This is a genomic window from Terriglobales bacterium (genome assembly GCA_035624455.1).
Taxonomy (GTDB): Bacteria; Acidobacteriota; Terriglobia; order Terriglobales; family Acidobacteriaceae; genus DASPRM01.
Genome location: DASPRM010000069.1, coordinates 1 through 22,533 on the forward strand (window position 1 = coordinate 1; position 22,533 = coordinate 22,533).

Consider the following 22,533-nt stretch of genomic DNA (forward strand, 5'->3'; position numbering starts at 1 on the left):
CGGTATCGAGCTTCGCCTTCTTCTGTTTCTTCTTGGCATCGAAGACTTCTTCAAATGCCGACTTTTCAATGTCGAGAACCACGTTGCCGAACATCTAAATCAGGCGGCGATAGGAATCGGCGGCGAACCGGGGATTGTTGCTGCGCCGTGCCAGACTCTCTACGCTCTGATCATTGAGGCCCAGGTTCAGAATCGTGTCCATCATCCCGGGCATGGAGAATTTCGCGCCCGAGCGCACGCTCACCAGCAAGGGATTGTCCCCCGTTCCCAGCTTCTGGCCCTGCAGCTGTTCGAGCCGGTGCAACGCCTCATTCGTCAGCCGATTCACTTCTTCCAAGGTCTTGCCCGTGCGCATGTACTCGCGGCAGGCTTCGGTTTGAATGGTGAATCCCGGAGGCACCGGCAGACCGGCATTGGTCATCTCGGCAAGCCCGGCGCCCTTGCCTCCGAGAACGTCTTTCATCTTGCCGTCACCATCGGCCTTGCCGCCGCCGAAGAAGTACACATATTTAACGGTCGCTGGTTGCTGGGTTGAAGGTCTGCTGGTCGTGGTTTCGGGAATGGTTGTTGTCGCCATGTAATCCTCTTCTTTATGAAACTGGCTTAAACTTATTGAAACACAAGCGATTCTCGCTTGGCGAATCTACTTCTTTTCGGTCACAATCTCCGAGAAGTCAGCCATGGTGGAAAATTCGTTGAGCATTGCTTGCAACAAAGCCAGCCGGTTCGCTCGCACCCTCTCGTCCTCCACCATGACCATTACTTTGTCGAAAAATTTGTCGATGACTGGCCGCAGCTGCGCGATCTCCTGCAAAGCCGCTTGGTAGTTTTTTTCTTCCCCTAGTCTTCTGACCTTCTCTGCCGCTTGCGGCACTGCCGCTCCCAGAGCTTGCTCTGGCTCATCGGTGAAGGCTGCCGCATCCATCGCGGGGGCAATCTTTTTTCCGGTGTCCGCGGCCTGCCGCAAAATGTTCTTCATTCTCTTGAAGGCTATCGAAATGGACTCGAAGTCCTCCGAAGGACGAACGTGAGCCACGGCTTCTGCTCGTGCTATGGCATCTGCCACGTCGTCGGCGCCTGCCGCGAGCACGGCGTTGACTACGTCGTAGGCATATCCGCACACCTCGCGCAGGTAGAACTCCAGACGCTCGTGGAAAAAGTCCGCCACCTCGCTGGTGTAGCCGATGGTCTTGAACTTCGGCTCAGCTTCCGAGCCCGTATAACCTTCGCGAGCATCCTTGAACAGAGCACGCAGGCTTAGGGGCAGCTTGTGTTCGGCCACTGTCTTAACGATGCCATTCGCCTGCCGCCGCAGGGCGAAGGGGTCTTTAGAGCCGCTTGGAACCAGACCAAGGGCAAACATGCCTGCAATGCTGTCGGCCTTGTCGGAAATGGACAGTACCGCTCCCTCCAGTGTTCTCGGGACCCCATCTTCCATCGACTCCGGCCTGTACTGATCGTAGATCGCATCCGCGATGGCAAATCGCGTGGCTTCCGGAAGCGCTGGATCCAGCTGCTGCACGCGAGCATAAAGTCCGCCGACAATTCCTTGCAGCTCAGTGAACTCCTTCACCAGTTCAGTCGTCAAATCGGTCTTAGCCAGCAGCGTGGCTTTGTGAACCACTCCCGGCCGGACCTGGATTTCCGCACTCCGCAAAGCTTCCGATACCAGGCTCGCCAGCCGTTGCACCCGTCGTGTTTTGTCGTAGTAACTGCCCAGGTCTTTCTGAAAAGTAACCTTCTTCAGCAGGGGAATCCGCTCGCGCAAGGGCACCTTCTGATCGATATCCCAGAAAAAACGCGCGTCGTTGAAGCGCGCTCGCAGCACGCGCTCGTTGCCATGCCGGATCAAGCCCTCCGGATCACGATCCGTATTCAACACAGCCAGGAAGTGCGGCGCCAGCTTGCCCTGGTCATCCTCGACCGCGAAGTATTTCTGATGGTCGCGCATCACCGTCACCAGCACCTCTTCCGGCAACGACAAGAACTGAGGATCGAAGCTGCCCAGAATGGCGGACGGAAACTCGGTCAGATTCACGACCGTGTTAAGCAGTTCCTTGTCTTCGCGCCAGCGCGCGCCGGGCAGCGCTCGGGTTGCCGCGTCCAACGCCTTGCGAACCCGCTGTTCGCGCTCTGCCGGGTTGGCGATTACACCCGCTTGCTCGAGCTTGCCCGCATATTCCGCGGGCGAGGCGAAGCTGACTTTGGAGGAGCTCAGAAAGCGGTGTCCCTGCGAACTCACACCGGCACGGATCCCCGCAAATTCCAGCGGGATCGCCTCCCCGTCCAGCATTGCCACCAGCCATCGAATCGGGCGAACAAAGCGGAGATTGGTGTCCCCGGGACGCCAATACATGTTCTTGGGCCAATAGAGACCGGCAATTTCTTTCGGCAGCAGCTCGGCCAGAACCTCGGCCGCGGGCCGGCCTTTCTTCACTACGCGGGCGGCCAGATACTCGCCCTTCGGAGTCGTTATCTTTTCCAATTGAGCAAGATCGACCCCAACTTTCCTGGAAAAAGCCTGTGCCGCGGGAGTGGGCTCGCCATCCTTGAATGCCACCTTATAGGAAGGGCCGGGAACCTGCTCCTCGAGATCAGGCTGCGACCCCGAGATGCTCCGAGCCAAGACAGAAATTCGTCTGGGTGTCGAGAACGGTTCCAGCACCGGATCGGCTGCTAACCGCTCCCGCACGAGCACATCCGAGACTCGTCGCTTCAGCTCCTCCCGCGCAGCGTCAATCATGCGGGCCGGGATTTCTTCGCAACCGATCTCTAACAGGAAGTCTGGCATCGGATAATCAAACAAAAAATTCTAGTGGAAACTCTGTCCCACCCATTGTGAGCAACGTCACAGCTGACGGGCCTCAATCCGCAATCTTGGCGACTTCCACGGCGGTTGGAGCTTCCGCATGCTGCTGCGCCACCCATGCCTTGGCAACTCCCACCGCCAACTGACGAATGCGTGCGATCACTCCCACGCGCTCGGTCACGGAAATGGCACCCCGCGCGTCCAGGATGTTGAACAAGTGCGAGCATTTCAGGCAAAGATCGAAGGCCCCCAGCAACGGAAAACGCCTCCTGGCCACGCTATTGCAGCTCGCTGCCACATCGTTCCACTGGTCGAGCAAGTCCTTGCACTCGCTCTCATAGAGCTCCAGATGTCTCCACGCCCTCTCGACATCCGCCATTTCAAAGTTGTAAACCGACATTTGCAGTTCGTCCGCCAGCCGCACATCGCCATACGTGCGCTCCTCTCCCGTGCGGGGGTCGCGCGCCCAGACGATGTCGTAGATACTGTCGACGTCCTGCAGAAAGGCCGCAATTCGCTCCAGGCCATAGGTCAGCTCGGCCGAGATCGGATCCAGGTCCATGCCGCCGCACTGCTGGAAATACGTGAATTGCGTGATCTCCAGGCCGTCCAGCATTACTTGCCAGCCAATGCCCCACGCGCCCAAGGTCGGCGATTCCCAGTTGTCTTCTTCAAACTTGATGTCGTGCTTGCGCAGGTCGATGCCGATCGCACGCAACGATTCAAGAAAGACGTCCTGAACATCTTCCGGCGGGGGCTTGAGAATCACCTGCAGTTGAGTGTGCTTGTAAAGCCGGTTGGGGTTTTCGCCGTAGCGCCCGTCTGCTGGACGCCGGGAGGGCTGAATGTACGCCACGTTGTACGCCTGCGGACCAAGTACCCGCAGGAAGGTTTCCGGCGCCATCGTACCCGCGCCCACCTCCAGGTCATAGGGCTGCTGCAGCACGCATCCTCGCTCCGCCCAGAAACCCTGCAGCCGGAGAATCAGCTCTTGGTATGTGGGTGCCGTGTTGGCGGTCGTCTGTGACATTCAGGTATGTGTTGGCTTATCGGTCTTCGTTTGCTCGAAAATTCTGCCGCGCGTTCACGGTTTTGCTTTGAAAGGGCGTGGCTTCAGCCGCGCCGTAGATCTCGCTCCCCTATTGTCATCACGAGCGGCCGGAGGCCGCGAGGGCTCTTACTGCGCGCTCACTCCACCTTTTCCAACATGGCGGCAGCCAGTAATCTTTTGTCGATGAGCCGCTCCAGAATCTGCACCAGGTATTTCCGCAGATCGCGTCCACGCTGTTTGGGCCACGCTACTCCCGCCATCGAATCCACTGACGATCGAAACATCTCTGCCGCGAGCATCCGCGATTCTGCCGACAACTCTGACGACGCCAGCCTTTTGTCTTGGCTGCACATGAGCCCATCAGCCAGAGCATGAAAATAGGCGCGACTTCCATTCAGGGTTCTTCCACAAACCGTGCAGGCACTCAGGTCAGGCAGGTAGCCCATCAGCCGGACCAGCCACAGGTCAAAGTACGTTAGTGGCATCCAGATCGCCCCCGCGCGCAGATTGCTCAAGACCGAAACCGTCAGCCGGAATGCCGCATCGTTGGGCTCGCGGTCAGGCAGCAACTCATCTAGAACCTCCGCCACATGCCCCAGCGCAGCCGCTCGCGGATAATCCACTCGCGTCGCCAACGGTGAATCCAGCACATCGCACGAATCGATGCGCGCCAGCTCCTGCCGCTCACGATCCTCGTAGTAAACGCGAACACAGGTGAGCGGCTCTAATGCGCCTCCGAATCTCCGCTTCGACCGCTTCGCCGCTTTCGCCACCCCTCGAACCTTGCCTTCTGCACGGGTGAAGAACGTGACCAGCAAGTCCGCCTCATGCAGCGGATATGTGCGTAAGACCACCGCCTCCGACTGCTTCAAGGACATCTCTTACCCGTTGTTATTCGGGAATTCAGCGACTCAATGGCACGGACCGGAGAAATCCTGGCGCTGTTCCAGCCGGCAGAGCACCGAGCGGCCCACCGCCGATTCTAAATGAGCATGCCCGACATGGAAAGCAACGGCGGCAACTGCTCAGAAATGAGAACAGGCGCGCATCCGGGGATTCGCGCCTGTGTTGATCCCGCTTAGGTTAGCCGCTATCTTCCGTAGTACTCCGCGTTCTTGGCGGTAAAGGCTTTCCACTTATCCGGCAGATCGTCCAGCGCGAAGATAGCGGAAACCGGGCAGACCGGAACGCATGCCCCGCAGTCGATACATTCCACTGGATCGATGTACAGCATCTCACTCGTCGCGTAGGCTGGCTCATCCTTCTTGGGATGGATGCAGTCCACGGGGCAGGCATCGACGCAAGCCGTGTCCTTCGTCCCAATGCACGGTTCTGCAATAACGTATGCCATAACGATTTGCTCTCCCTGTTCTTCTCTTCTCTAAGATTGCGCTGGCCTACCCCTTCTGGCCAACCGCGTATTCTAGCAAACGAGGCCGGTAAGCAACGCTCCAAACTCCGTCTCGAATGTGGCGCCGACAGCAAGTCCGACTCCACGGGTCGGACTTCTCTACACCGAAACCGTCTCCCGCTGTTCCGCTGGTTGATACTCCACAATGTGCCCCGCCACTGCGCTTGCAGCCACCGTTAGCGGGCTCGCCAGATACATCTGGCCCGGTCCGCTGCGACCTGGGAAGTTCCGGTTCTGCGCGCTGATGACTACCTGATCCGGGCGCGTGGACACACCCGGACCAGCATTGATGCAGGCCCCACAACTCGGCTCAATGACCTGCGCCCCGGCTTTGCGAAAGATCTCCAGATAGCCTTTGCGCAGACAATATTCGCGCGTCTCCTGCGAACCAAACTGGATGTAGAACCTGACCGAGTCAGCCACTCGTCTGCCCTGTCGCAACGCATCCGCGAGGACTTCGGCGTACATATCCATGTCTTCGTTCTTGCCCGCCGTGCATGTGCCGCCATAAGCGATCTCCACCGCGATAGGCTTGCTCCCCAACTCCGGGATGAACACTCCATTGCCGGGATCCCCGGGCGTCGCCACCATGGGATAAATTTCGTCGGCGTTCAACTCGATTACCTGAGCATACTGCGCTCCGGGATCACTGCTGAGACCGCGGATCATCTCCGTTGCTTGTGGCCGATCCATCCCTCGGCGTTCCATCAGAAATTCCACGACTTTCTCATCGGGGGCAACGATGCCGGTAAACCCGCCAATCTCCGCCGCCATATTGGTCATGGTGGCGCGCTCATCGACGCTGAGATCCTCGATCGCCTCGCCGGCGTATTCGATTACCTTGGCTAAAGCCTTGCCGCTGCGCACGTAGTCGAGCGAAAGGATCTTCAGGATGAAGTCCTTGGCGGTCACATTAGGCCGCCTCTTGCCCCGAATATTGACCTTCACCGATTCGGGAATCTTTACCCGAATATCCTTCGTAAACCAGGAATTGAAAACGTCAGTGGTGCCGATGCCGAATGCCACGCAGCCGATCGCCCCCACGTGCGGCGTGTGCGAATCCGACCCTACATTGACCTGTCCCGGCAGCGCGTAGGTCTCCAGCATCACCGAGTGGCAGATTCCCTCCGCGCCCTTCCGGTCCTTCAATTCGCCGTGCAACTTGATCCCTTGCGCCTTGGCAAAATCCTGTTGCTTGAACTTCAGCTGGGTAGCCAGATCGAGCAGTCCCATCTTGCGCTTCTCTTCGGACAGGACCTCATCCAGAAAGGTCAGGTGATCGCGGAAAAAGCGGATGCTTGAAGCATCGTTAACGGGTACGTCCTTGCCCACCAGTTGCTCGTAGAAAATCGAGGCCATGGGCGTGACGTACTCATGGCTGAAGCGCAGATCAACCTGCGTGAAGCCGGTATCCCCCGGTTTTACCGCGGGTACTCCCACTCCTCCATCCGGCCTGATCATGTGCCTGGCGAAGATCTTCTCCGCTAGTGACATAGGGCGGGGCTTCGTATCGATCGCTGGCAGCGAAACCTTCTTCTGCATGCGCGCTACATTGAAAGCGAATAGCCCGCCGTACTCGATGACCTCGCGCGTGATGGGATCCTCGCCCTGGGTGAACTCCGAAATCGGAATGGGAGCGCCGCTGCGTATCTTGTCGATCAACCCAAAATCGGTTGAGGTGAGCACGCCCAGGTTCTGGCAATTCTGCTTGTAGATGCGCTCAATATTCTCGGCGATCACCACCTGTATGCCTGCCGCCCGCTCTGCATAAGGCGACTGTTCGCGGCTCGATCCCTTGCCGCGACGCTTGCCGCTCACCGACGCCACAAAGCCGCCGCGCTTTACGTCACCACGCCTGATCGGCAGCTCATTTCCGCATTTCAGGCCGGTATAAGGAAACTCCCCCAGCGTCTCGTCGAAGAAGAAGCAGATGTGAGCCGGCGTAATCTCGTCAGTCGAAATGTCATCCCGCAGCTTCGGATTGTTCTTGGGATCTCTCGTATCCCAGGGCAGGTCCCAGCCCTCGAGTTGCCTGCGGATCAATTCCGGATCTTCGGTCAGAAAAAGGATGCGCCCACTCAAATGGACGAATGCTGGACGTTTGGCAATCTCGCGTTGGAGTAGAGAGTTGTTCACTTAACGATCCTGGCTGCAGTGTTCAGGCAAAATAGGACCCGGTGGGTTCTGCTCACCCCGGCATGACCTGACACTATTTTACTGCGATGGGACCCGGGAAAGTGTGTTTGGAAGCCCTTGCAGGCCGGAGCGGGATGGGCCGCAGCGTGCGGCGAAACAAGGATGCCCCACTCTAGCCGTTCTCTGGCTGGGCTGCGGCAGTTCATCTCTTTTCGAAAGCTGAATCTCAACATCCCCGGACACGCATGATGAGTCCACTCGCTCTGCTCAGCCGGAATCACAGCCCGCCGGTTATTGCCGGGTCCGTGCGTACTCCGTGGGACTGGGCAGATCCTCTAGTCCTCGCCCGGCGAAGATGTCGCGGAAAAGCTCGATGAATTCCTGCTGCAGGAGCCCATTGGTCGCCAGCGTTTCTTTGCTGTCCAACCGCCAGGGAGTGCCATCGAAACGCGTGATCACTCCACCGGCTTCTCGCACCAGCAACTCACCCGCAGCCGTATCCCAGGGATTCAGGTTGAATTCCCAGAACGCGTCCAGCCGCCCTGCAGCGACTGAGGCGAGGTCCAGCGCCGCCGAACCCGCCCGGCGCACGCCGTGGGTGCGCAGTGTAATGATGTGATAGAAGTAAATATTGGGATTCTTGTGGCGTTTGTGACTGGGAAATCCTGTGCCCGACAGCGCCTCTGCCATGTTATCCACGCGCGAGACATGCATAGGTTTCCCGTTCAGCCTGGCTCCACTTCCCTTCTCTGCCGCGAACAGCTCATCCCGAGTGGGGTCATATAAAACGCCCGCGATTCTCTCGCCCTTATGATCGAGAGCCAGTGACACGCAGAACACGGGAAAACCGTGCGCGAAATTCGTAGTGCCGTCCAGGGGATCGATGTACCAGCAATAGTCGCTGTTGCGATGGGTGCGCGTTCCCTCTTCACCGTAGAGATCATGATCCGGCCAGCGCGATTCCAGCTGAAGGGTGATCAGCTTTTCCGAAGCGCGATCGGCTTCGGTTACCAGATCCACGTCGCCCTTGTACTCAAACCCGATGCGCTTGCGGAATCGCTCCATCAGCAGCGCTCCCGCCTCGCGGGCGATCTCTTCCATGACGAGTAAAAATTCGCGTTCTTGGCTCATTTAGCTCTCAATGGTTTCGGACGAAACCTGTCTCAATCCCTGATGTCGCACCTGTCCAGCACGATTCAATCCTAGGGGTCATCCTGAGCGACGCGCCCGGGTTTTTCTCCGACCTGCGTCTTGTGCAGGTCGCGGGCGCGGAGTCGAAGGATCTTGCGTTTTCGAACAGCTTGCCTGCTGCCGAGCCTCCACCATGGCCGTTATTTCTTGGCCGTGCCCGGCTCTTCCGCGATGTACATGATCTCGTGCTTGAAGATGAACAGGTTGGGCTCGCCGTCGCGGGTGAGACGGATCATGTTCTTGTCGTAGTACTCCACCCAACCTTTTACTACTTCCCCGCCCCTTAGCTTCACGCTGACAATCTTCTGCTTCTCCCCTAGCGACTTTAGATATGCCGCTTCTTCGTGGGTCTCGTCTGGAGGAGGTGCTTTCGGCTTCTTAGAAGGGCTGTTCCCAGGGCCACGGAATGACATGCCCGTCATTCTACACTTTGAGAGTGTCCCCCTATTCATCCTTGGAGGTGTAATAGCCCGCGCGGTGACGCGGCCGCAATTCCCCTGCACCAGGAAAGGCGTCGCTGATCTTCACTTCTATGCGTCGGAAGTCGTTCGAAGTGGAGCGCGGCGATGGATAGTAGGCGAGAAGATATTGCGTCCGCAGCTCGTCGGAAATTTGCCGAAAGGCGCGGTCCAGCGCGCTCAGCCCGCTCGCGTAGTAGTACTTGCCACCGGTGTCCGTCGACATCTGCACCAGCGCGTGCTCCCCGCCGATGTCGCGGCCGGCGCTCTCTTCGATCGGAACGACTATGATGCTATAGACAATGGCCTCCGAAACCTGGGCCGATCGTAACGCTTCCTGGTAATTCACCTGGCTCATGGTATCTCCGCCATCAGTGATGACCACCATCACTTTGCGTCCATCGCGCCTGGCAAGAGCGTGGGAGCCGAGGTAAATCGCGTCGTAGAGAGCGGTCGCCGATCCGTGTTGCACCCGGTTAATGCCGTTATCGATTCGTGCCAGGTCGGACGTGAAGGGCACCAGCTGATAGACCTTCTCACAGAATTGGTAGAGCGCCATGCTGTCCACCGGCCGCAAAATAGCGTGCGCAAACTTGCGCGCCGACTCCAGTTCCAGCTTCAGATCCTTCTTCGTACTCAAACTGGTGTCGATCGCTACCACAATCGAGAGCGGCAGCTCCGACTCCCGGCTGAACACGGCGATTTTTTGTGGCACCCCATCTTCGAAAATCCTGAAGTCCTGCTGTTTGAGGGTCGCAACCGGCGCGCCGTTTGGATCCTGCACGGAGACAAATACATTTACTAGCTTGACGTCCGATCGGAATGTCGGAACCTGCCCCTCCCCTTCGCTGCTTGGGTCCGGCTTGCTCAGGCTCGGGTCTGATTTGCTGGCGCCGGGCTGCGGCCCAGACGGTACAGAGGCCACCGGCGGACGAGGATACTTCGGCTGTTGCGCGTAGGAGGACACCACGATCCCCGCGACCCACAGCGCCGCTATCAATCCCCGCCGATTGACCATAGATATTCTTCTGCTCACTTGGATGCGGGCTTAGCTGACGATGACAAAGGCCGAGCGGCAATTTCCTCGGGAAATGGCTCCCCATCCGCCCACACCGCTCCATCGGCAAAATGCTCCCGCTTCCATATCGGAACAGCTCGCTTCAGCGTGTCAATCAGCCAGCGGCAAGCATCGAATGCCGCGACGCGGTGAGCCGAGCTGACCGCTATCAGCACGCTGGTTTCGCCAATCTCCAGCCGTCCCAACCGGTGCACGATGCGGGCTTCGCGAATCGCAAAATTGCTCAAGCTTTCTTCCACAAGCTGATCCATTTGCTTGATTGCCATTGGCTCGTAAGCCGAATAGTCAAGAAATTGCGTCCGGCGGCCGCGGCTATGGTTGCGGACAACACCTTCAAACACCACGACCGCCCCATCTTCGGGCTGCTTCAGCGCTTCGACCTCCGCTTGAACATTGATCGCCTCGCGAACCAGGCGGCAACGTTTGCCTTCCGGCTGCTTCAAAGCGCCTTCGGGGACGCCAGCCTCTGAGCCTCCGCTGACCGGCGGCAACAAGGCCACCTCATCCTGATCGTGCAGGCGCATCTCACTGCGGGCGTACTCCAGGTTTACCGAAAGTGCCAGCGACGGCAGAATGCCGCTCAACCGCGGCATCTCCTTCTGGAAATGCGTCAGCAGGTCCTGCACCGTCGATCCCTCAGGCAGACGAACGACAGCCTGGGTTTTTCCCGCCATGTCCCGCAGGGACCCGAAGAACAGCACCGTGACCTGCATGTGCTTAGGATAGCAAGAGCATTGGCTGTGCGAACGGTGAGAAGATAACGAACCCTGATCGGTGCCCCATTTTGAGCCGTTTTGCGGGCGTGAGGGCCGCTGCCAGCCGGGAGTCCGCAGGCGAAATCCCGAGGCGCGAAGCGACGAGGGACCTGCTTTGGCCAGGGTGGGGTAGTTCGCTCGGGAACACCACGAACCTGCGCCGCCCCTAGTACTTATGGAAGAAATATGCCGTCATGGCGCAGGCCACCACAATTACAAACGTCCGAACGTACCTGGGATCCAGTCGACGCACAAACGACGCCGTGCCATACCCTCCGAGAATCGCCCCAACGATCATCAGCACCGCCTGCGGCCATACGACCACGCGCGCCACGATGAATGCGACTACTGCTATGCCATTGATGCAGGTCGCCAGAATGTTCTTGTAGGCGTTCATCTCGTGAATGTTTTCCATTCCGGTCACCGCCAGCGTGGCCAGCATCAGGATCCCAATCCCGGCTCCAAAGAAGCCGCCATAGATCGCCGTGAGCAATTGCAGTCCGAGCACCACCGGTGCGCTCAGCAGATGGCCTTCCGGTTTCCCTTGCCGCTGGCGCAGCTTGCGCGTGATCTGGCCGCCGAAAGTGAAGATCACTGTCGCCAGCAGCAGCAGCCAGGGGATCATGCGGGTGAAAGTCGCCTGTGGAGTATGCAGCAGCAGCAGTGCACCGGTGGCGCCACCCACAAGGCTGGTGATAATGAAAGGCCAGAACAACCGATCATGATGGGCTGAGAGTTCCTGCCGAAAAGCCCCAGCACTGGCCAGCGATCCCGGCCACAAAGCCACAGTGTTGGTGGCATTCGCCTGGATAGGCGGGATCCCGGCCACCAGCAGTGCTGGAAAACCGATGAAGCTGCCTCCTCCGGCCACCGAATTAAGCGCTCCGCCCAATACCGCAGCAAGAAAAAGCAAGGCTGAGTTTCCAGTGTGCATAAGCGGGCGGCCTCTAACCCTACAGAATCAGTTCCAAAAAGACGAGTCTGGACTGCGGTAGCTGGAAAAAATTCCCGAGCGATCGACACTGGCGCCGAGCCGAAGCTGTTATAGTTTTCGCTTGATCCCTTAGCGGCGAATTTCGAGGGCGCTGGCTCTTTGGTCGGCGCCGGTCTCGCCTGAGGAGTTTTCATGGCAAAGAGCGTCAACAAAGTGATCTTGATCGGCAATCTCGGCAAGGATCCGGAGATTCGCTACACCCCCAGTGGCACCCCCGTGGCCAAGTTTACCCTCGCCACCAATGAACGTTTCAAGGACAAGGACGGCCAGTGGCAGGACCGCACTGAGTGGCACAACCTGGTGGCCTTCAGCCGCACCGCGGAAATCGTAGGCGAGTACTTGAAGAAAGGCCGCACCTGTTACGTGGAAGGCAGCCTGCGCACTGGTTCCTGGGACGATAAGGAAACGGGACAAAAAAAATACCGAACCGAAATCATAGTGAACGATCTGGTATTGCTCGGCGGCCCGGGCGGCGGCGCACGCGAGCACGACGAGGAACAGGTAGGCGCTCGCACGCGCGGCGGCAACAACTTCGATCAGCGCACCCCTGCGAACGAGGCTGGGCCGCAAATTACGGATGACGATATCCCGTTCTAACTGCCCGACTCAGAGCCCAAAGCAGCATGACTACGCGGGAGTGTGTCGAGAACGAAGGATTCGCGATTCTTACCAACGTCCTCTCTTTTTCCGATATCGTGCACGTTGCCGAAGAGTTGCAGAAATGCGTGCCACATCGCAGCAGAGCCGGAATTCGTCATGCCCTCCAGTATTCTCCTGTTGCTGCCCTGGCAACCGATACGCGCCTTTTGAAGCTCGCAAGACAGACTCTCGGCGAGAGAGCGTTCCCGTTTCGCGCGACCCTTTTTGACAAGTCTCCGGACGCCAATTGGCTTGTGGTGTGGCACCAAGACACTGCGCTTCCAGTTCGCAAGCGTCAGGATCGAGAAGGCTGGGGACCTTGGTCAGTCAAGGAAGGTGTGATCTACGCCCACGCACCTGCAAATGTCCTGGAACAAATCTTGGCTCTACGGGTCCATCTCGACGACTCGACGCTCGATAACGGGCCGTTGAGAGTCATGCCTGGATCTCAGACCCTTGGTGTCCTAACCGACGAGGCAATCAGGCAGCTTGCTGAACAGATTTCTCCCGTCGATTGTCCTGTTGCCTCTGGTGGGGTCTTGGCAATGAAGCCTCTGATCGTGCATGCTTCTTCAAAATCAAGAATGAGCGCCCGCAGACGAGTTCTGCACATTGAGTACGCAGCGTCGCGGGAACTTGCTCAGGGACTTGAATTAGCCGTGGTGTGAGGGCTCCAGTTGTAGCGCCGTTCAGCTAATCAGCAAAATCCGCGCTAAGCGCTTGCGAACCGTTTCCGTAATCGCTGCCTGCGCTTTACCTGCCAAGCGCGCCCGACGGACTCGCCAATCCAAACTCTTAATGTGATCCGCCAGCACCACTCCTTTGATCTTCCCGGATTCGACGGCAACTTCGAACGGATACTTCTTGACCCTGCTGGTGATGGGACAGATTAGCGCCAGGCCGATTGTGCGGTTGTATTGCGATGGGCTCATGACTAATGCTGGGCGTCGTCCAGACTGCTCGTGGCCAACAGGAGGATCGTCGAAATCGATCCACACGATGTCGCCGTATTCCGGCACATACGCCGTCACTTGTCGAGGATTTCCTTTCCTCGCGCGCGCCCGGTACGGGTTTCGGAATGGCGATTTTCGGATGTAACGCGCGCCAGCAGCTCGTCCAGAGTCGGATCATCATGCTGATAGCGAAGCGCAATTCGGCCCTCGCGCTCGACCGCAATTTCCAGGCTGGCGCCTTCACTCAACTTTGCTTGCTCCGCCACTTTCTTGGGAATACGCACAGCCAGACTGTTTCCCCATTTCATCAATCGAGAACGCATTGCAATCTCCTGGGCCTCTAATCGGGCACGTAGAAGTTAAGTATATACATACGTATCTACGAAAGCAAAACACTCCCTCGATATCCGCCACCGGAATTTCAAGGGGGTGTCGTTTGCTCCCAGGAGTGTTTTTGGTCACGTCGTGGCCTGTGTCGGTCTGAGGTCCTCTCTTCTCCGTGCCCTCTTGTGGTTATTTGTTTTTCTTCCCAATTCACATTCCCGCAACAATTTCCTATTAGGCTATCGATCAGGCTCCTCCCCGCCTTATGGTTCACTCAGCGTCCATGTGCCAAGAGAACGTGCATCAGCGCTTCATCCTTCCCGGTGATCTGGAGGCTGTGGCTCCGGTCCGCGAGCGGATTCTGGCTTTCCTCCGCGAACAGGGATGCCTCCCGGTCAACGACCAGTTCGACCTGCAACTGGTTCTGCAGGAGGCGCTGGTCAACGCCGTAGTTCACGGCTGCCACAACGATCCTTCGCTGACTGTGGTCTGCGACGCAGAGTGCGACGCCTCTGGAATTTCACTAACCATTCGCGATCCCGGCCCGGGCTTTGATCCATCCTTTCTGCGCGATCCCACCCACGGTTCCGGGCTCACTTCCAGCGGCGGCCGCGGCATCTACATCATTCGTTCGCTGATGGACGAAGTTCGCTTCGAGGCGGGAGGCTCGGAACTCCACATGCGCAAGAATCTGGTGCGCGCCTGCCAGGAGAAGCTGCACTCAGCCGCCAGCCCGACCGCATAGCTAGCGATCGATTACTGAATGCTGACTGCTTTCTTACGTTGCATCTGAGTAGCCTTCGTCGCGTTTCTCCAGCTTGCCAGCGATATCAGCGGCGATCAGGCGCCCGTGGAAACGGCCGTTCTCGATGAAGATCTCATTGGTGCGCGCTCCGGCAACGATCACCCCGGCAACATAAATTCCCGGCACATTGCTCTCCAGGGTCTCCGGGTCGCAGACTGGCCGGCACTGATCCGTGGTGAGTTCGATTCCCAGCATGCGCAAAAACGTGTAGTCGGGGTGATAACCCGTCAGCGCGAATACGAAATCGTTGTGCAGGCTGATAAGCCCCTTAGGGGTCTTCAGCAGCACGGCATCGGGCGTGATCTCGCGCACCGTGCTGTTGAAGTAGGCCGGAATCTCACCGTTCTTGACGCGATTATCGATATCTGGCTTGATCCAGTACTTTACGTGCGCGTGCATAGCGTCGCGGCGGTGCACTAGTGTTACTCGCGCGCCGTGCCGGTACAGCTCCAGCGCGGCGATGGCGGCTGAATTCTTCCCCCCGACCACCACCACGTCGGTGTCGAAAAAGGGATGCGGCTCGCGATAGTAGTGGAATACCTTGGGCAGGTCTTCCCCGGGGACATTCAGGTAATTGGGGCGATCGTAGTAGCCAATGGCGACTACAATTTTTTTCGTCTTGTACTCGTGCACTCGCTGATGACGGTCACTGGTGCGCACCACGAACTGCGAATCTTCGCCTTCGAGGGCGTCCACGTTTTCGTACTGGCGGATATTCAGATCATAGTGCTCCGCCACCTTGCGGTAGTACTCGAGGGCCTCGGAGCGATTAGGCTTGCGATTGCTCTCGGTGGAAAACGGAATGTCACCGATCTCAAGCAACTCGGGCGTGGTGAAGAACACCATATTAGTGGGATAGTGGAATAGCGAGTTCACCACGCAGCCCTTGTCGATGTTCAACACGGATAATCCGCGGCGGCGCGCCTCGATGGCTGTGGCCAGTCCACTGGGACCGGCGCCCACAATGATCACATCCCAGCCTCGCCGACGGTGCTCGAGCGCCTGACGGAGTGGCTCCGGCTCCAGATCGCTGCCGATTTCCGCCAGGGCATCGTCGATCTCTGACTTCCCTTCTATATTTCTCATTCCGGTCACGAGCCTGCTCGCCAACTATCGTAACGACTCAGGCAGGGTGCTGTCACACATTCCTGGTCGCAAGGGGCGGACCACCCGATTCGGGAAGGATTCGCGATTCGTTCGAAGTCATGGCTCGTTTGCCAATCGAAACTTGAGGGTGCCCCACTCTCTAGCCGTCGTTTGGCTAAGGTGGGGGGTTTTGATCCTTGCCAAAACTCGAAGAGTACTCGGTCACACTCGCCTGTGCGCTTCCTCACTGCCCTCCCCTGCAGTTGTTATAATTTTTGCGTTTGCTTCTTCGGCCCGAAGCTGGCTTCAGCGCGGCTGCCCGCGTCATTTCATCGTCATCCGAGGAGTTCCTATGGCCACCGCTACTCGTTTGAGCACTCGTCCCGAGAAAGACTCGCTGGGAACCAAAGAAATCCCCGCCGATGTGTACTACGGCATCCAGACCGCGCGGGCAGTGGAAAACTACCCGATATCGCTGCTACGGGCGCATCCCACGCTGATCCGCGCGTTGGGCATGATCAAGCAAGCCGCGGCCGAGGCCAACAAGGAACTTGGGCTGATCGACGCCAAGGTCGCTGATGCCGTCATCAAGGCCGCGCGCGAAGTGCAGGAAGGCAAGTGGAACGAGCAGTTCGTTGTCGACATCTACCAGGCCGGCGCCGGTGTCAGCTTCCACATGAACTCCAACGAGGTGATTGCCAATCGCGCAGAGGAAATCCTCGGCGGCCGGCTGGGCGAGTACAAGAATGTCCACCCCAATGATCACGTCAACTATGGACAGTCCACCAATGACGTCTTTCCTACGGGTATGCGATTGGGAGCCTTGCTTGAACTGGAGAAGTTGTATCCCGTGCTCGACAACTTGGCCGCTGCCTTCGATCGCAAAGCCAAAGAGTTTTGGCACATCATCAAGGCCGGCCGCACCCACATGCAGGATGCCGTTCCGATGCGCCTGGGCCAGGAATTTGCCGCTTATGCGGGAGCGATCCGCCGTGCCTCGGACAGCATCCAGCACGCTTCTGAGTACTTGCGCGAGCTAGGCCTGGGCGGTTCGGCCGTGGGTACCGGGATCAACACCCATCCCCATTATCGTGAGAAAGCGATTGCGCATCTCTCCCACATCTCGGGGCAGAAACTGAAGCCGGTAGACGACATGCGCTACGCCATGCAATCGAATTTCGCCATGGCCACGGTTTCGGCCGCGCTGCGCAATCTGGCGCTGGAGATTATTCGGATCTCCAACGATCTTCGCCTGCTCTCCTCTGGCCCGAATACCGGCTTCGCGGAAATTAACCTGCCCGCTCTGCAACCAGGCTCTTCCATCATGCCCGGCAAGATCAACCCCGTGATCCCCGAATTAGCCGCAATGGTCTCGTTCCAGGTTGTGGGCAATGACACTGCGGTCGCGCTGGCGGCGCAGGCTGGGCAGCTCGAGCTGAATGTGATGATGCCCACGATGTCGCACAATGTGATGCATTCCATCACCATCCTGACCAACATGCTGCGCCAGTTCACCACCCGTTGCGTCGATGGCATCACCGCCAACGAAAAGCGCTGCGAGTTCTACACTCAATCCACGGTGTCGCTGGCCACCGCTTTGAATCCATACATTGGCTACGCCAAGGCTGCGGAGATTGCCAAAGAGTCGGTCGCGACCGGGCGCTCCATTATCGAGATCGCGCGCTCCAAAGGCCTGCTGAGCGAAAAAGAGATTCAGGAGATTCTCGATCCCAACCGCATGGTGGAACCGGCAATGCCGCTGGAAGCCGCCAAGCACCGCGAAGAAATCAAAGCGAAGAAGTGATCCCAGTTGACGGCAATCGTCATCCTAATCTGAATCCAGAAACTTGAGGGTGCCCCATCCTAGTCGCTTTTGCCTAGGGTGAGAGGTCGAGGCGCAGGCTCTGAAAAACACTGGATGGAACTGGGGTTATGACGCCCGCATCCGATCGCTCTCTTCAATCCTTGGCGCTGCCCGAGATGCATTCTCCGGTGTCTCGACATGCTCCGGCCTCACGCCGACTCCAATCACGCGCGCTGGGATTCGCCGCAGCCATGGAACCCAGTTGAACATCCGCACTGCCAACGGCGGAGAGATCGCTTTGGAGTCGCCCAGGACACGGCTGAGAACCCGTTCCTGCACCACAATTTGCATCCCTTGCGTCACCCGCGTGGGAAACATTCGCCGGTCCTGCACCTGGGCAAGGTCACGCACCGCGAGGGTTCCTTCCCGCAAAGGACGAGCCAGAATGTTGGCCGCAGCTACCGCATCCTGAATCGCCAAATTGATTCCCACTCCGCCCACCGGCGACATGGCGTGTGCCGAGTCACCGATACATAGCAGGCCTGGGCGCCACCACTGCTCCAGGCGGTCCACCAGCACCGTAAGCAAGCTCACCTGATTCCAGTCTCTCAGCTCTTCCACTCGGTCGCGCATGAAAGGAGCGAGTTTCGCAATGTCCTCGCGAAACGCAGGCAAGCCTTGCGCGCGCATCGCCTCGGCCTGGCCCTTGCGTATCACGAACCCGCATTGCCAGTAGTCGCCGCGGTCGAGCATGACCAGCACGCGCCCGAAGTTGAAATATCCCAGGACCTGCATGGGGTCGCCTTGCTTCTTGGACAGGCGCGTCCAGAAAACGTCGATCGGCGCGCCCAGGTCTTTGACTCTCAATTTGCCACGCTCACGAACCGTGGAGTGTCTTCCATCCGCTCCCACCACCAGGCTGGCTCGCACCATCAGGGGGCCTTGCGGAGTCTTCACCTTTACGCCAACGATTGCCCCGTTCTCCTCGATGAGGTCGCTGACCTCCGCTTCCATTCGCAGATGAAAAGCTGGATAGCGCCTGCCATGCTCTGCGAGAAAATTCAGGAAGTCCCACTGCGGCATGAAAGCTATGAAGTGGCAGCGAGTAGGGGTATGTGCAAAGTCACCCACCCGAACAAAAACATCCCCGATCTTGCCCCCGATTTCACGAACTTCCTGGTGAGGCAGCTTGAGAAAATCGTCCAACAGTCCCAATTCAGCGATCACGTCCAGAGTCGATGGGTGAACCGTGTCCCCGCGGAAATCCCGCAAGAAATCCTTATGCTTCTCCAGCACCAGGGTCTCGATGCCGGCACGCGCCAGTAGGAATCCCAGCATCATTCCGGCCGGGCCCCCACCGGCAACACAGCAAGTCACTTGCACGGCTTGGGCGATGTCTTGGTTATCGGCAGGCGACATGGAACCTCATGGGAAATCCGAGCGCGCCCCTCGTGAATTTCGGATGCAGCGACGTGAGCCTCGTTTGCGCGAAAGCCCAAAAAATTGCCGGGAAAAAACCGAGATAGGTTGAACAGAGGCTAACAAAACCGGGGAGCTCGTTTCCGATCTCCCCGGACTGTTGTCGAGTGTGCCGGCTACACCAGAGCCGGTCGATAGGTTTTAGGCAGTCTTGGCGTGCTGTTGCTGCATGCTGGCCATGAATTTCTTCTGCCCTTCCTCGATCTGCTGAGGAGTGAGATCAGCCACGTGGGTTGCTAACCCCCACTGATATCCGAAGGGGTCGACGAAGGTGCCGAATCGGTCCCCCCAGAACATGTCGGCTACTGGCATGGTTTCCTTGCCGCCGGCTTTCAATGCGCGCTGGAATGCGCTGTCCACATCTTCCACATACAGGTAAACCGAAGCCGTGCTTGTACCCACGGTCTCTGGAGATTTGACGTTGGAATAGGGGTTCTCATCAGTGATGAAGAGAACCGAATCGCCGATCTTGAGTTCGCAATGCATGATGGACTTGCCATCCGGTCCAGGCATCCGCATCAACTCCTGCGCTCCAAACGCCTGCTTATAAAAATCGATCGCCTTGGCGGCGTTGCGGAATACCAGACCGGGAGTAACAGTGTGAAAGTGCTCGGGAATCGGCTTTACTTTTCCTGCCATGTCGTATTTTCTCCGTGATGGAATTTGGGCTGGACTTCTTGCAGTGATCCATTCTAGCGAAGCGTCTAGAATCACGCCGGGCCACGATGTGGAAAAGAACTCTTTTTTTCGCGAGCGTGCCAAGCCCCTTCAAAAGAAGAGCATAGGGACGAGGCGCTATCGGCTGGGGGCGCGGATAAATTCACACCCGATCGGCCTTTACTCGATCACCCTTCTCACTCTTCACTTTCGCCTTTCACATAGTTCATGGCCGGTGGCATGCCTCTCCAGAAAAGACGGACTCAACGGTTTCGCTGAGATCGCGTCCACGAAGTCGGCCGGTCTCTACCGCATGGACAAACCATTTCGAGTACGGCTCCGAACTTCCAAACGTGGCCTGCTTGAAGCCGGCATAGATCGCAACCGCAAGGACGTGCATTCCACCGTCCTGTTGCCGCCAATATTCGCAAGGATTGCGACCGACGCCAAACTTCTCGCTGACGATCTGCTCCAGCGCCTGTACCGAGTCTTCTTCAATGTAGCCGTCGGTCGTGTTGTATCCGAAGGAAGGGTCATGATGCTGGACCTTGTCGATCACCAACGGATCCTGCCCAAGCAGGTCGATGGCTTGTCGGACCTGAGCATCATGCGCGTCGTAAGGCGGATGCATGGATTCGTGGATCGCATTGTGCAGAACAATGTTGAATGGATAAGACACATGCGTCAGGAATCGCAACCCTGTAACACGGATTCCGTGCGGCTTGGAATAGGTCAGCAGGTAAACCGTAATTGTGTTGGATGGCAGGGAGAATCCAAGATAGCCCTCGATGACGGGAACGATGTTGTACTTCGGCAGGTCGGGTTTAATTTCCGCAATTCGTTTCTCGATCCCCGGCTTGGCATTGGCCTCCCAATAGGCGGCAAACCCGACACGCTGCAGGGCCTTGAGGGCCACCTCTAGTGGCGGTCGCGCAGTCTCGTAATTCTTCCAGCCATCCGCGCTCCAATATGGCGTCTTTTGAAGGGCCGCTTTCATCCCCGAACTGTCGTGGGCTGTCCGTATCATCTCCGGCAATGTCTCGTCGTCAACCGCGGAATAGTAGAGACTCAACGTCGCCGAAACGATTCCGTGCCCTTCATCTTTGAGAATATGTTTCAACTCTACGAACGCGGCCTGCTCGGCGGGTGTAAAGAGAGGATGGAAGTGGTCGTACTCCCCCTGATAGTAATGCAGGTAGAAAGGATCCCCGCTTAAGACGTTCAGCAGACAAAGCGCGTCGTATTTGAAAGATGGTTTGACTTGCCAGTCGGTAGTGGTATGTCGTGGAACCGCTTGCGCATCCAGCCGAGCAGGATGGACGACGCCCACCGTGAAGCAAAGAAGACAGAGCACATAAGAGATACACCGCATTCTCTGCTTCTACATCTCCAATTGCCTCCCTGTCTTGAATCTATTTGCAGCAGATCGCCAGGTCTGCGGTGCGGCGCCGGTGAGTTGTTTCACACTCCTGGCCATGTGAGACTGGTCTGCAAAATCGAGCTCCGCCGCAACGCTTGCCAAGGGCTGGTTGCTATTTTGGATCAATTTCAGAGCGCGCCGGGCGCGGGTGCGCGCACGGAAACCCTCTGGTGAAATACCAAAAACCTGGGCGAATCCCCGCGACACCTTCCATGCCGACAGCCCCTTCTCTTCGGCCCATTGCGACAGTTTGATCGATGGACTCTGGATCAGCGTCGCAGCCAGCTCATCCGGCCAATCACGAATCTCCGGCGCCAACCTGCTCGCGCTGGAAAGAAGAAGGTTCAATGCAGTTCGGCAGCACCGCTCCGCCATCCCCACCACACGGTCAGGGTCGGTCACGCTTGCAATCCCAGCCGTATAGCAACAGCCGCTAGGCAGCCAAAGATTGAGTACCGTTGCACTCTCACTGGAAAACCGATCCAGATGAGCTTCGAACTGATCGTGGAAGACGACGGTACCGGCGCTTACCTTGAAGCGTCCCTGATCTCCGGCCTCTTCGTACCCACCCGCAATCACAAGCGCTGCATAGGCCTCATCGTGGCAATGGCGGTTTAGTTCAGAAGTACGGATTTTCTGCCACATCCGCATGCGCTCAGTCAGAAATGTGAGTCGTAAAGCAGAAATGATGCGTCGGGCAATGCTCCGGTCGCTTCACGCCTCATCCCATCAGGTAAGTTAGACGTTTGATCGGGTGAAATAGCGACCAGACAATTCGCACTTCACCCGATCTCACTTCGTACTTCCTATCAGGTGCCCGCCACGACAATCAACCCAGGGAATCCCCGCCGCTACACTGAGCAGCTACAGCCCCCGCCGTTTTTTCTTCATGTAAGGAGATTCAAACCAGGACACTACTCCACCGCCAGTTGATCGCATACGGCGCGGAAGTTTCCGTACCACGTGTGGGTGAATTCTGTGAGAACTTGACCAACTGTGCGTCCGGCAATGTCGAGGGCAGGACCGACGAACTCACCCCGCGTCTCGATCTCGGTGCCCTTGCCTTTGGGAAGTTCGTGGAAGAGGACCCATTGCTCCAGGGTCACGCCAAGCGCGTGGTCCAGCCAGGAAACTTTCCGTCCAGGTTCACAGCTGGTGATGACGTGGTCCACCATCGCCACTACAGGTTGAAGGATCTCGATCTGCATGCGGCTTCCCACTTGCCAGGGCTCCCCCCTCCACCAACGCAGACTGCCATAAATGTTCGCGAAGGTGTGCCACCTCCGCCAGTTCGAAAAGATATCCCAGGCCGCCCGAGGCTTGGCCTTGGTAGTAACAGAATATTCAAAATTATTCATAACTAGATGATAACAGGCTACTTGCAAAAAGGTAAATAGCTGAAAACCCGCTCGCAGAGCGCGAAATCGCAGCATGAACCAGCCACGAAGAACCGTTGACTATGGTGGCCGGCTTTCCTAAGCTT

General features: G+C 57.8%; 24 protein-coding genes. 5 read left to right on the top strand and 19 right to left on the bottom strand.

Annotated features, from left to right (window positions below; all coding sequences use genetic code 11):
• Positions 1-94: 94 nt before the first annotated feature.
• The 11 genes from VEG30_07515 to VEG30_07565 all read right to left on the bottom strand — a co-directional run bounded on the left by VEG30_07515 (position 95) and on the right by VEG30_07565 (position 11,823).
• The gene (locus VEG30_07515) at positions 95-577 is read right to left on the bottom strand and encodes a PEP/pyruvate-binding domain-containing protein (protein ID HXZ79760.1); all 483 of its coding nucleotides are present in this window, start codon (positions 575-577) and stop codon (positions 95-97) included.
• A gap of 66 nt (positions 578-643) precedes the next feature.
• Positions 644-2,791, bottom strand: coding sequence for a glycine--tRNA ligase subunit beta (gene glyS / locus VEG30_07520; GenBank protein ID HXZ79761.1), 2,148 nt, complete (start codon positions 2,789-2,791; stop codon positions 644-646).
• Between the two features lie 73 nt (positions 2,792-2,864).
• On the bottom strand, positions 2,865-3,839 hold the full coding sequence (locus VEG30_07525; protein HXZ79762.1) for a glycine--tRNA ligase subunit alpha: 975 nt from the start codon (positions 3,837-3,839) through the stop codon (positions 2,865-2,867).
• Between the two features lie 158 nt (positions 3,840-3,997).
• Entirely contained in the window at positions 3,998-4,732 is a 735-nt protein-coding gene (recO, locus tag VEG30_07530; GenBank protein ID HXZ79763.1) for a DNA repair protein RecO, read from the bottom strand.
• Positions 4,733-4,950: 218 nt separating this feature from the next.
• On the bottom strand, positions 4,951-5,211 hold the full coding sequence (locus tag VEG30_07535; protein ID HXZ79764.1) for a ferredoxin family protein: 261 nt from the start codon (positions 5,209-5,211) through the stop codon (positions 4,951-4,953).
• A 159-nt stretch (positions 5,212-5,370) separates the two neighbouring features.
• Positions 5,371-7,407 carry an aconitase family protein gene (locus VEG30_07540; GenBank protein HXZ79765.1) on the bottom strand — a complete coding sequence of 679 codons (2,037 nt, stop codon included), beginning with the start codon at positions 7,405-7,407 and terminating at the stop codon, positions 5,371-5,373.
• Between the two features lie 291 nt (positions 7,408-7,698).
• The gene (locus VEG30_07545) at positions 7,699-8,538 is read right to left on the bottom strand and encodes an inositol monophosphatase family protein (protein ID HXZ79766.1); all 840 of its coding nucleotides are present in this window, start codon (positions 8,536-8,538) and stop codon (positions 7,699-7,701) included.
• 200 nt (positions 8,539-8,738) lie between these two features.
• Positions 8,739-9,011 (bottom strand): Sm ribonucleo-like protein, encoded by a 273-nt coding sequence (locus VEG30_07550; GenBank protein ID HXZ79767.1) that lies wholly within the window; start codon positions 9,009-9,011, stop codon positions 8,739-8,741.
• A 31-nt stretch (positions 9,012-9,042) separates the two neighbouring features.
• On the bottom strand, positions 9,043-10,074 hold the full coding sequence (locus VEG30_07555) for a VWA domain-containing protein (GenBank protein HXZ79768.1): 1,032 nt from the start codon (positions 10,072-10,074) through the stop codon (positions 9,043-9,045).
• A 14-nt stretch (positions 10,075-10,088) separates the two neighbouring features.
• A complete protein-coding gene (locus VEG30_07560; GenBank protein ID HXZ79769.1) occupies positions 10,089-10,835 on the bottom strand; it encodes a molybdenum cofactor biosynthesis protein MoaE in 747 nt (248 codons plus the stop codon).
• 220 nt (positions 10,836-11,055) lie between these two features.
• A complete protein-coding gene (locus VEG30_07565; GenBank protein HXZ79770.1) occupies positions 11,056-11,823 on the bottom strand; it encodes a sulfite exporter TauE/SafE family protein in 768 nt (255 codons plus the stop codon).
• A 192-nt stretch (positions 11,824-12,015) separates the two neighbouring features.
• On the opposite strand from VEG30_07565, the gene VEG30_07570 reads away from it, so the two are divergent.
• Both VEG30_07570 and VEG30_07575 read left to right on the top strand, forming a co-directional pair.
• Positions 12,016-12,480 carry a single-stranded DNA-binding protein gene (locus VEG30_07570; GenBank protein ID HXZ79771.1) on the top strand — a complete coding sequence of 155 codons (465 nt, stop codon included), beginning with the start codon at positions 12,016-12,018 and terminating at the stop codon, positions 12,478-12,480.
• Positions 12,481-12,578: 98 nt separating this feature from the next.
• A complete protein-coding gene (locus VEG30_07575) occupies positions 12,579-13,190 on the top strand; it encodes a phytanoyl-CoA dioxygenase family protein (GenBank protein ID HXZ79772.1) in 612 nt (203 codons plus the stop codon).
• Positions 13,191-13,211: 21 nt separating this feature from the next.
• Here the strand turns inward: VEG30_07575 and mazF are convergent, their stop codons facing one another.
• Both mazF and VEG30_07585 read right to left on the bottom strand, forming a co-directional pair.
• Positions 13,212-13,553, bottom strand: coding sequence for an endoribonuclease MazF (gene mazF, locus VEG30_07580; protein ID HXZ79773.1), 342 nt, complete (start codon positions 13,551-13,553; stop codon positions 13,212-13,214).
• Positions 13,550-13,798 carry an AbrB/MazE/SpoVT family DNA-binding domain-containing protein gene (locus VEG30_07585; GenBank protein HXZ79774.1) on the bottom strand — a complete coding sequence of 83 codons (249 nt, stop codon included), beginning with the start codon at positions 13,796-13,798 and terminating at the stop codon, positions 13,550-13,552. The genes mazF and VEG30_07585 overlap by 4 nt, the downstream gene beginning before the upstream one ends.
• Positions 13,799-14,097: 299 nt before the next feature.
• Between VEG30_07585 and VEG30_07590 the strand changes: the two genes are divergently transcribed.
• Positions 14,098-14,544 (top strand): ATP-binding protein, encoded by a 447-nt coding sequence (locus VEG30_07590; protein ID HXZ79775.1) that lies wholly within the window; start codon positions 14,098-14,100, stop codon positions 14,542-14,544.
• 33 nt (positions 14,545-14,577) lie between these two features.
• Here the strand turns inward: VEG30_07590 and VEG30_07595 are convergent, their stop codons facing one another.
• On the bottom strand, positions 14,578-15,690 hold the full coding sequence (locus VEG30_07595) for a YpdA family putative bacillithiol disulfide reductase (GenBank protein HXZ79776.1): 1,113 nt from the start codon (positions 15,688-15,690) through the stop codon (positions 14,578-14,580).
• 352 nt (positions 15,691-16,042) lie between these two features.
• On the opposite strand from VEG30_07595, the gene VEG30_07600 reads away from it, so the two are divergent.
• Positions 16,043-17,494 carry an aspartate ammonia-lyase gene (locus tag VEG30_07600; protein HXZ79777.1) on the top strand — a complete coding sequence of 484 codons (1,452 nt, stop codon included), beginning with the start codon at positions 16,043-16,045 and terminating at the stop codon, positions 17,492-17,494.
• Between the two features lie 126 nt (positions 17,495-17,620).
• Here the strand turns inward: VEG30_07600 and VEG30_07605 are convergent, their stop codons facing one another.
• From VEG30_07605 to VEG30_07620, 4 genes are all read right to left on the bottom strand, one after another.
• On the bottom strand, positions 17,621-18,913 hold the full coding sequence (locus VEG30_07605; GenBank protein HXZ79778.1) for an FAD-dependent oxidoreductase: 1,293 nt from the start codon (positions 18,911-18,913) through the stop codon (positions 17,621-17,623).
• A gap of 201 nt (positions 18,914-19,114) precedes the next feature.
• The gene (locus VEG30_07610; GenBank protein HXZ79779.1) at positions 19,115-19,612 is read right to left on the bottom strand and encodes a VOC family protein; all 498 of its coding nucleotides are present in this window, start codon (positions 19,610-19,612) and stop codon (positions 19,115-19,117) included.
• 244 nt (positions 19,613-19,856) lie between these two features.
• Positions 19,857-21,002, bottom strand: a complete 1,146-nt coding sequence (locus tag VEG30_07615; protein ID HXZ79780.1) for a hypothetical protein — start codon at positions 21,000-21,002, stop codon at positions 19,857-19,859.
• Positions 21,003-21,011: 9 nt separating this feature from the next.
• On the bottom strand, positions 21,012-21,368 hold the full coding sequence (locus VEG30_07620) for a helix-turn-helix domain-containing protein (GenBank protein HXZ79781.1): 357 nt from the start codon (positions 21,366-21,368) through the stop codon (positions 21,012-21,014).
• A gap of 168 nt (positions 21,369-21,536) precedes the next feature.
• On the opposite strand from VEG30_07620, the gene VEG30_07625 reads away from it, so the two are divergent.
• The gene (locus VEG30_07625) at positions 21,537-21,668 is read left to right on the top strand and encodes a hypothetical protein (GenBank protein ID HXZ79782.1); all 132 of its coding nucleotides are present in this window, start codon (positions 21,537-21,539) and stop codon (positions 21,666-21,668) included.
• Positions 21,669-21,964: 296 nt separating this feature from the next.
• Here the strand turns inward: VEG30_07625 and VEG30_07630 are convergent, their stop codons facing one another.
• The gene (locus VEG30_07630) at positions 21,965-22,258 is read right to left on the bottom strand and encodes a hypothetical protein (GenBank protein HXZ79783.1); all 294 of its coding nucleotides are present in this window, start codon (positions 22,256-22,258) and stop codon (positions 21,965-21,967) included.
• Positions 22,259-22,533 lie beyond the last annotated feature (275 nt).

Coding starts and splice junctions, on each gene's coding strand:
- VEG30_07600 (HXZ79777.1), top strand. CDS start 16,043: ATGGCCACCGCTACTCGTTTGAGCACTCGTCCCGAGAAAGACTCGCTG.
- VEG30_07515 (HXZ79760.1), bottom strand. CDS start 577: ATGGCGACAACAACCATTCCCGAAACCACGACCAGCAGACCTTCAACC.
- VEG30_07605 (HXZ79778.1), bottom strand. CDS start 18,913: ATGTCGCCTGCCGATAACCAAGACATCGCCCAAGCCGTGCAAGTGACT.
- VEG30_07595 (HXZ79776.1), bottom strand. CDS start 15,690: ATGAGAAATATAGAAGGGAAGTCAGAGATCGACGATGCCCTGGCGGAA.
- VEG30_07610 (HXZ79779.1), bottom strand. CDS start 19,612: ATGGCAGGAAAAGTAAAGCCGATTCCCGAGCACTTTCACACTGTTACT.
- VEG30_07550 (HXZ79767.1), bottom strand. CDS start 9,011: ATGTCATTCCGTGGCCCTGGGAACAGCCCTTCTAAGAAGCCGAAAGCA.
- VEG30_07535 (HXZ79764.1), bottom strand. CDS start 5,211: ATGGCATACGTTATTGCAGAACCGTGCATTGGGACGAAGGACACGGCT.
- VEG30_07630 (HXZ79783.1), bottom strand. CDS start 22,258: ATGCAGATCGAGATCCTTCAACCTGTAGTGGCGATGGTGGACCACGTC.
- VEG30_07525 (HXZ79762.1), bottom strand. CDS start 3,839: ATGTCACAGACGACCGCCAACACGGCACCCACATACCAAGAGCTGATT.
- VEG30_07555 (HXZ79768.1), bottom strand. CDS start 10,074: ATGGTCAATCGGCGGGGATTGATAGCGGCGCTGTGGGTCGCGGGGATC.
- VEG30_07585 (HXZ79774.1), bottom strand. CDS start 13,798: ATGCGTTCTCGATTGATGAAATGGGGAAACAGTCTGGCTGTGCGTATT.
- VEG30_07565 (HXZ79770.1), bottom strand. CDS start 11,823: ATGCACACTGGAAACTCAGCCTTGCTTTTTCTTGCTGCGGTATTGGGC.
- glyS (HXZ79761.1), bottom strand. CDS start 2,791: ATGCCAGACTTCCTGTTAGAGATCGGTTGCGAAGAAATCCCGGCCCGC.
- VEG30_07625 (HXZ79782.1), top strand. CDS start 21,537: ATGAGCTTCGAACTGATCGTGGAAGACGACGGTACCGGCGCTTACCTT.
- VEG30_07570 (HXZ79771.1), top strand. CDS start 12,016: ATGGCAAAGAGCGTCAACAAAGTGATCTTGATCGGCAATCTCGGCAAG.
- VEG30_07545 (HXZ79766.1), bottom strand. CDS start 8,538: ATGAGCCAAGAACGCGAATTTTTACTCGTCATGGAAGAGATCGCCCGC.
- VEG30_07615 (HXZ79780.1), bottom strand. CDS start 21,002: ATGCGGTGTATCTCTTATGTGCTCTGTCTTCTTTGCTTCACGGTGGGC.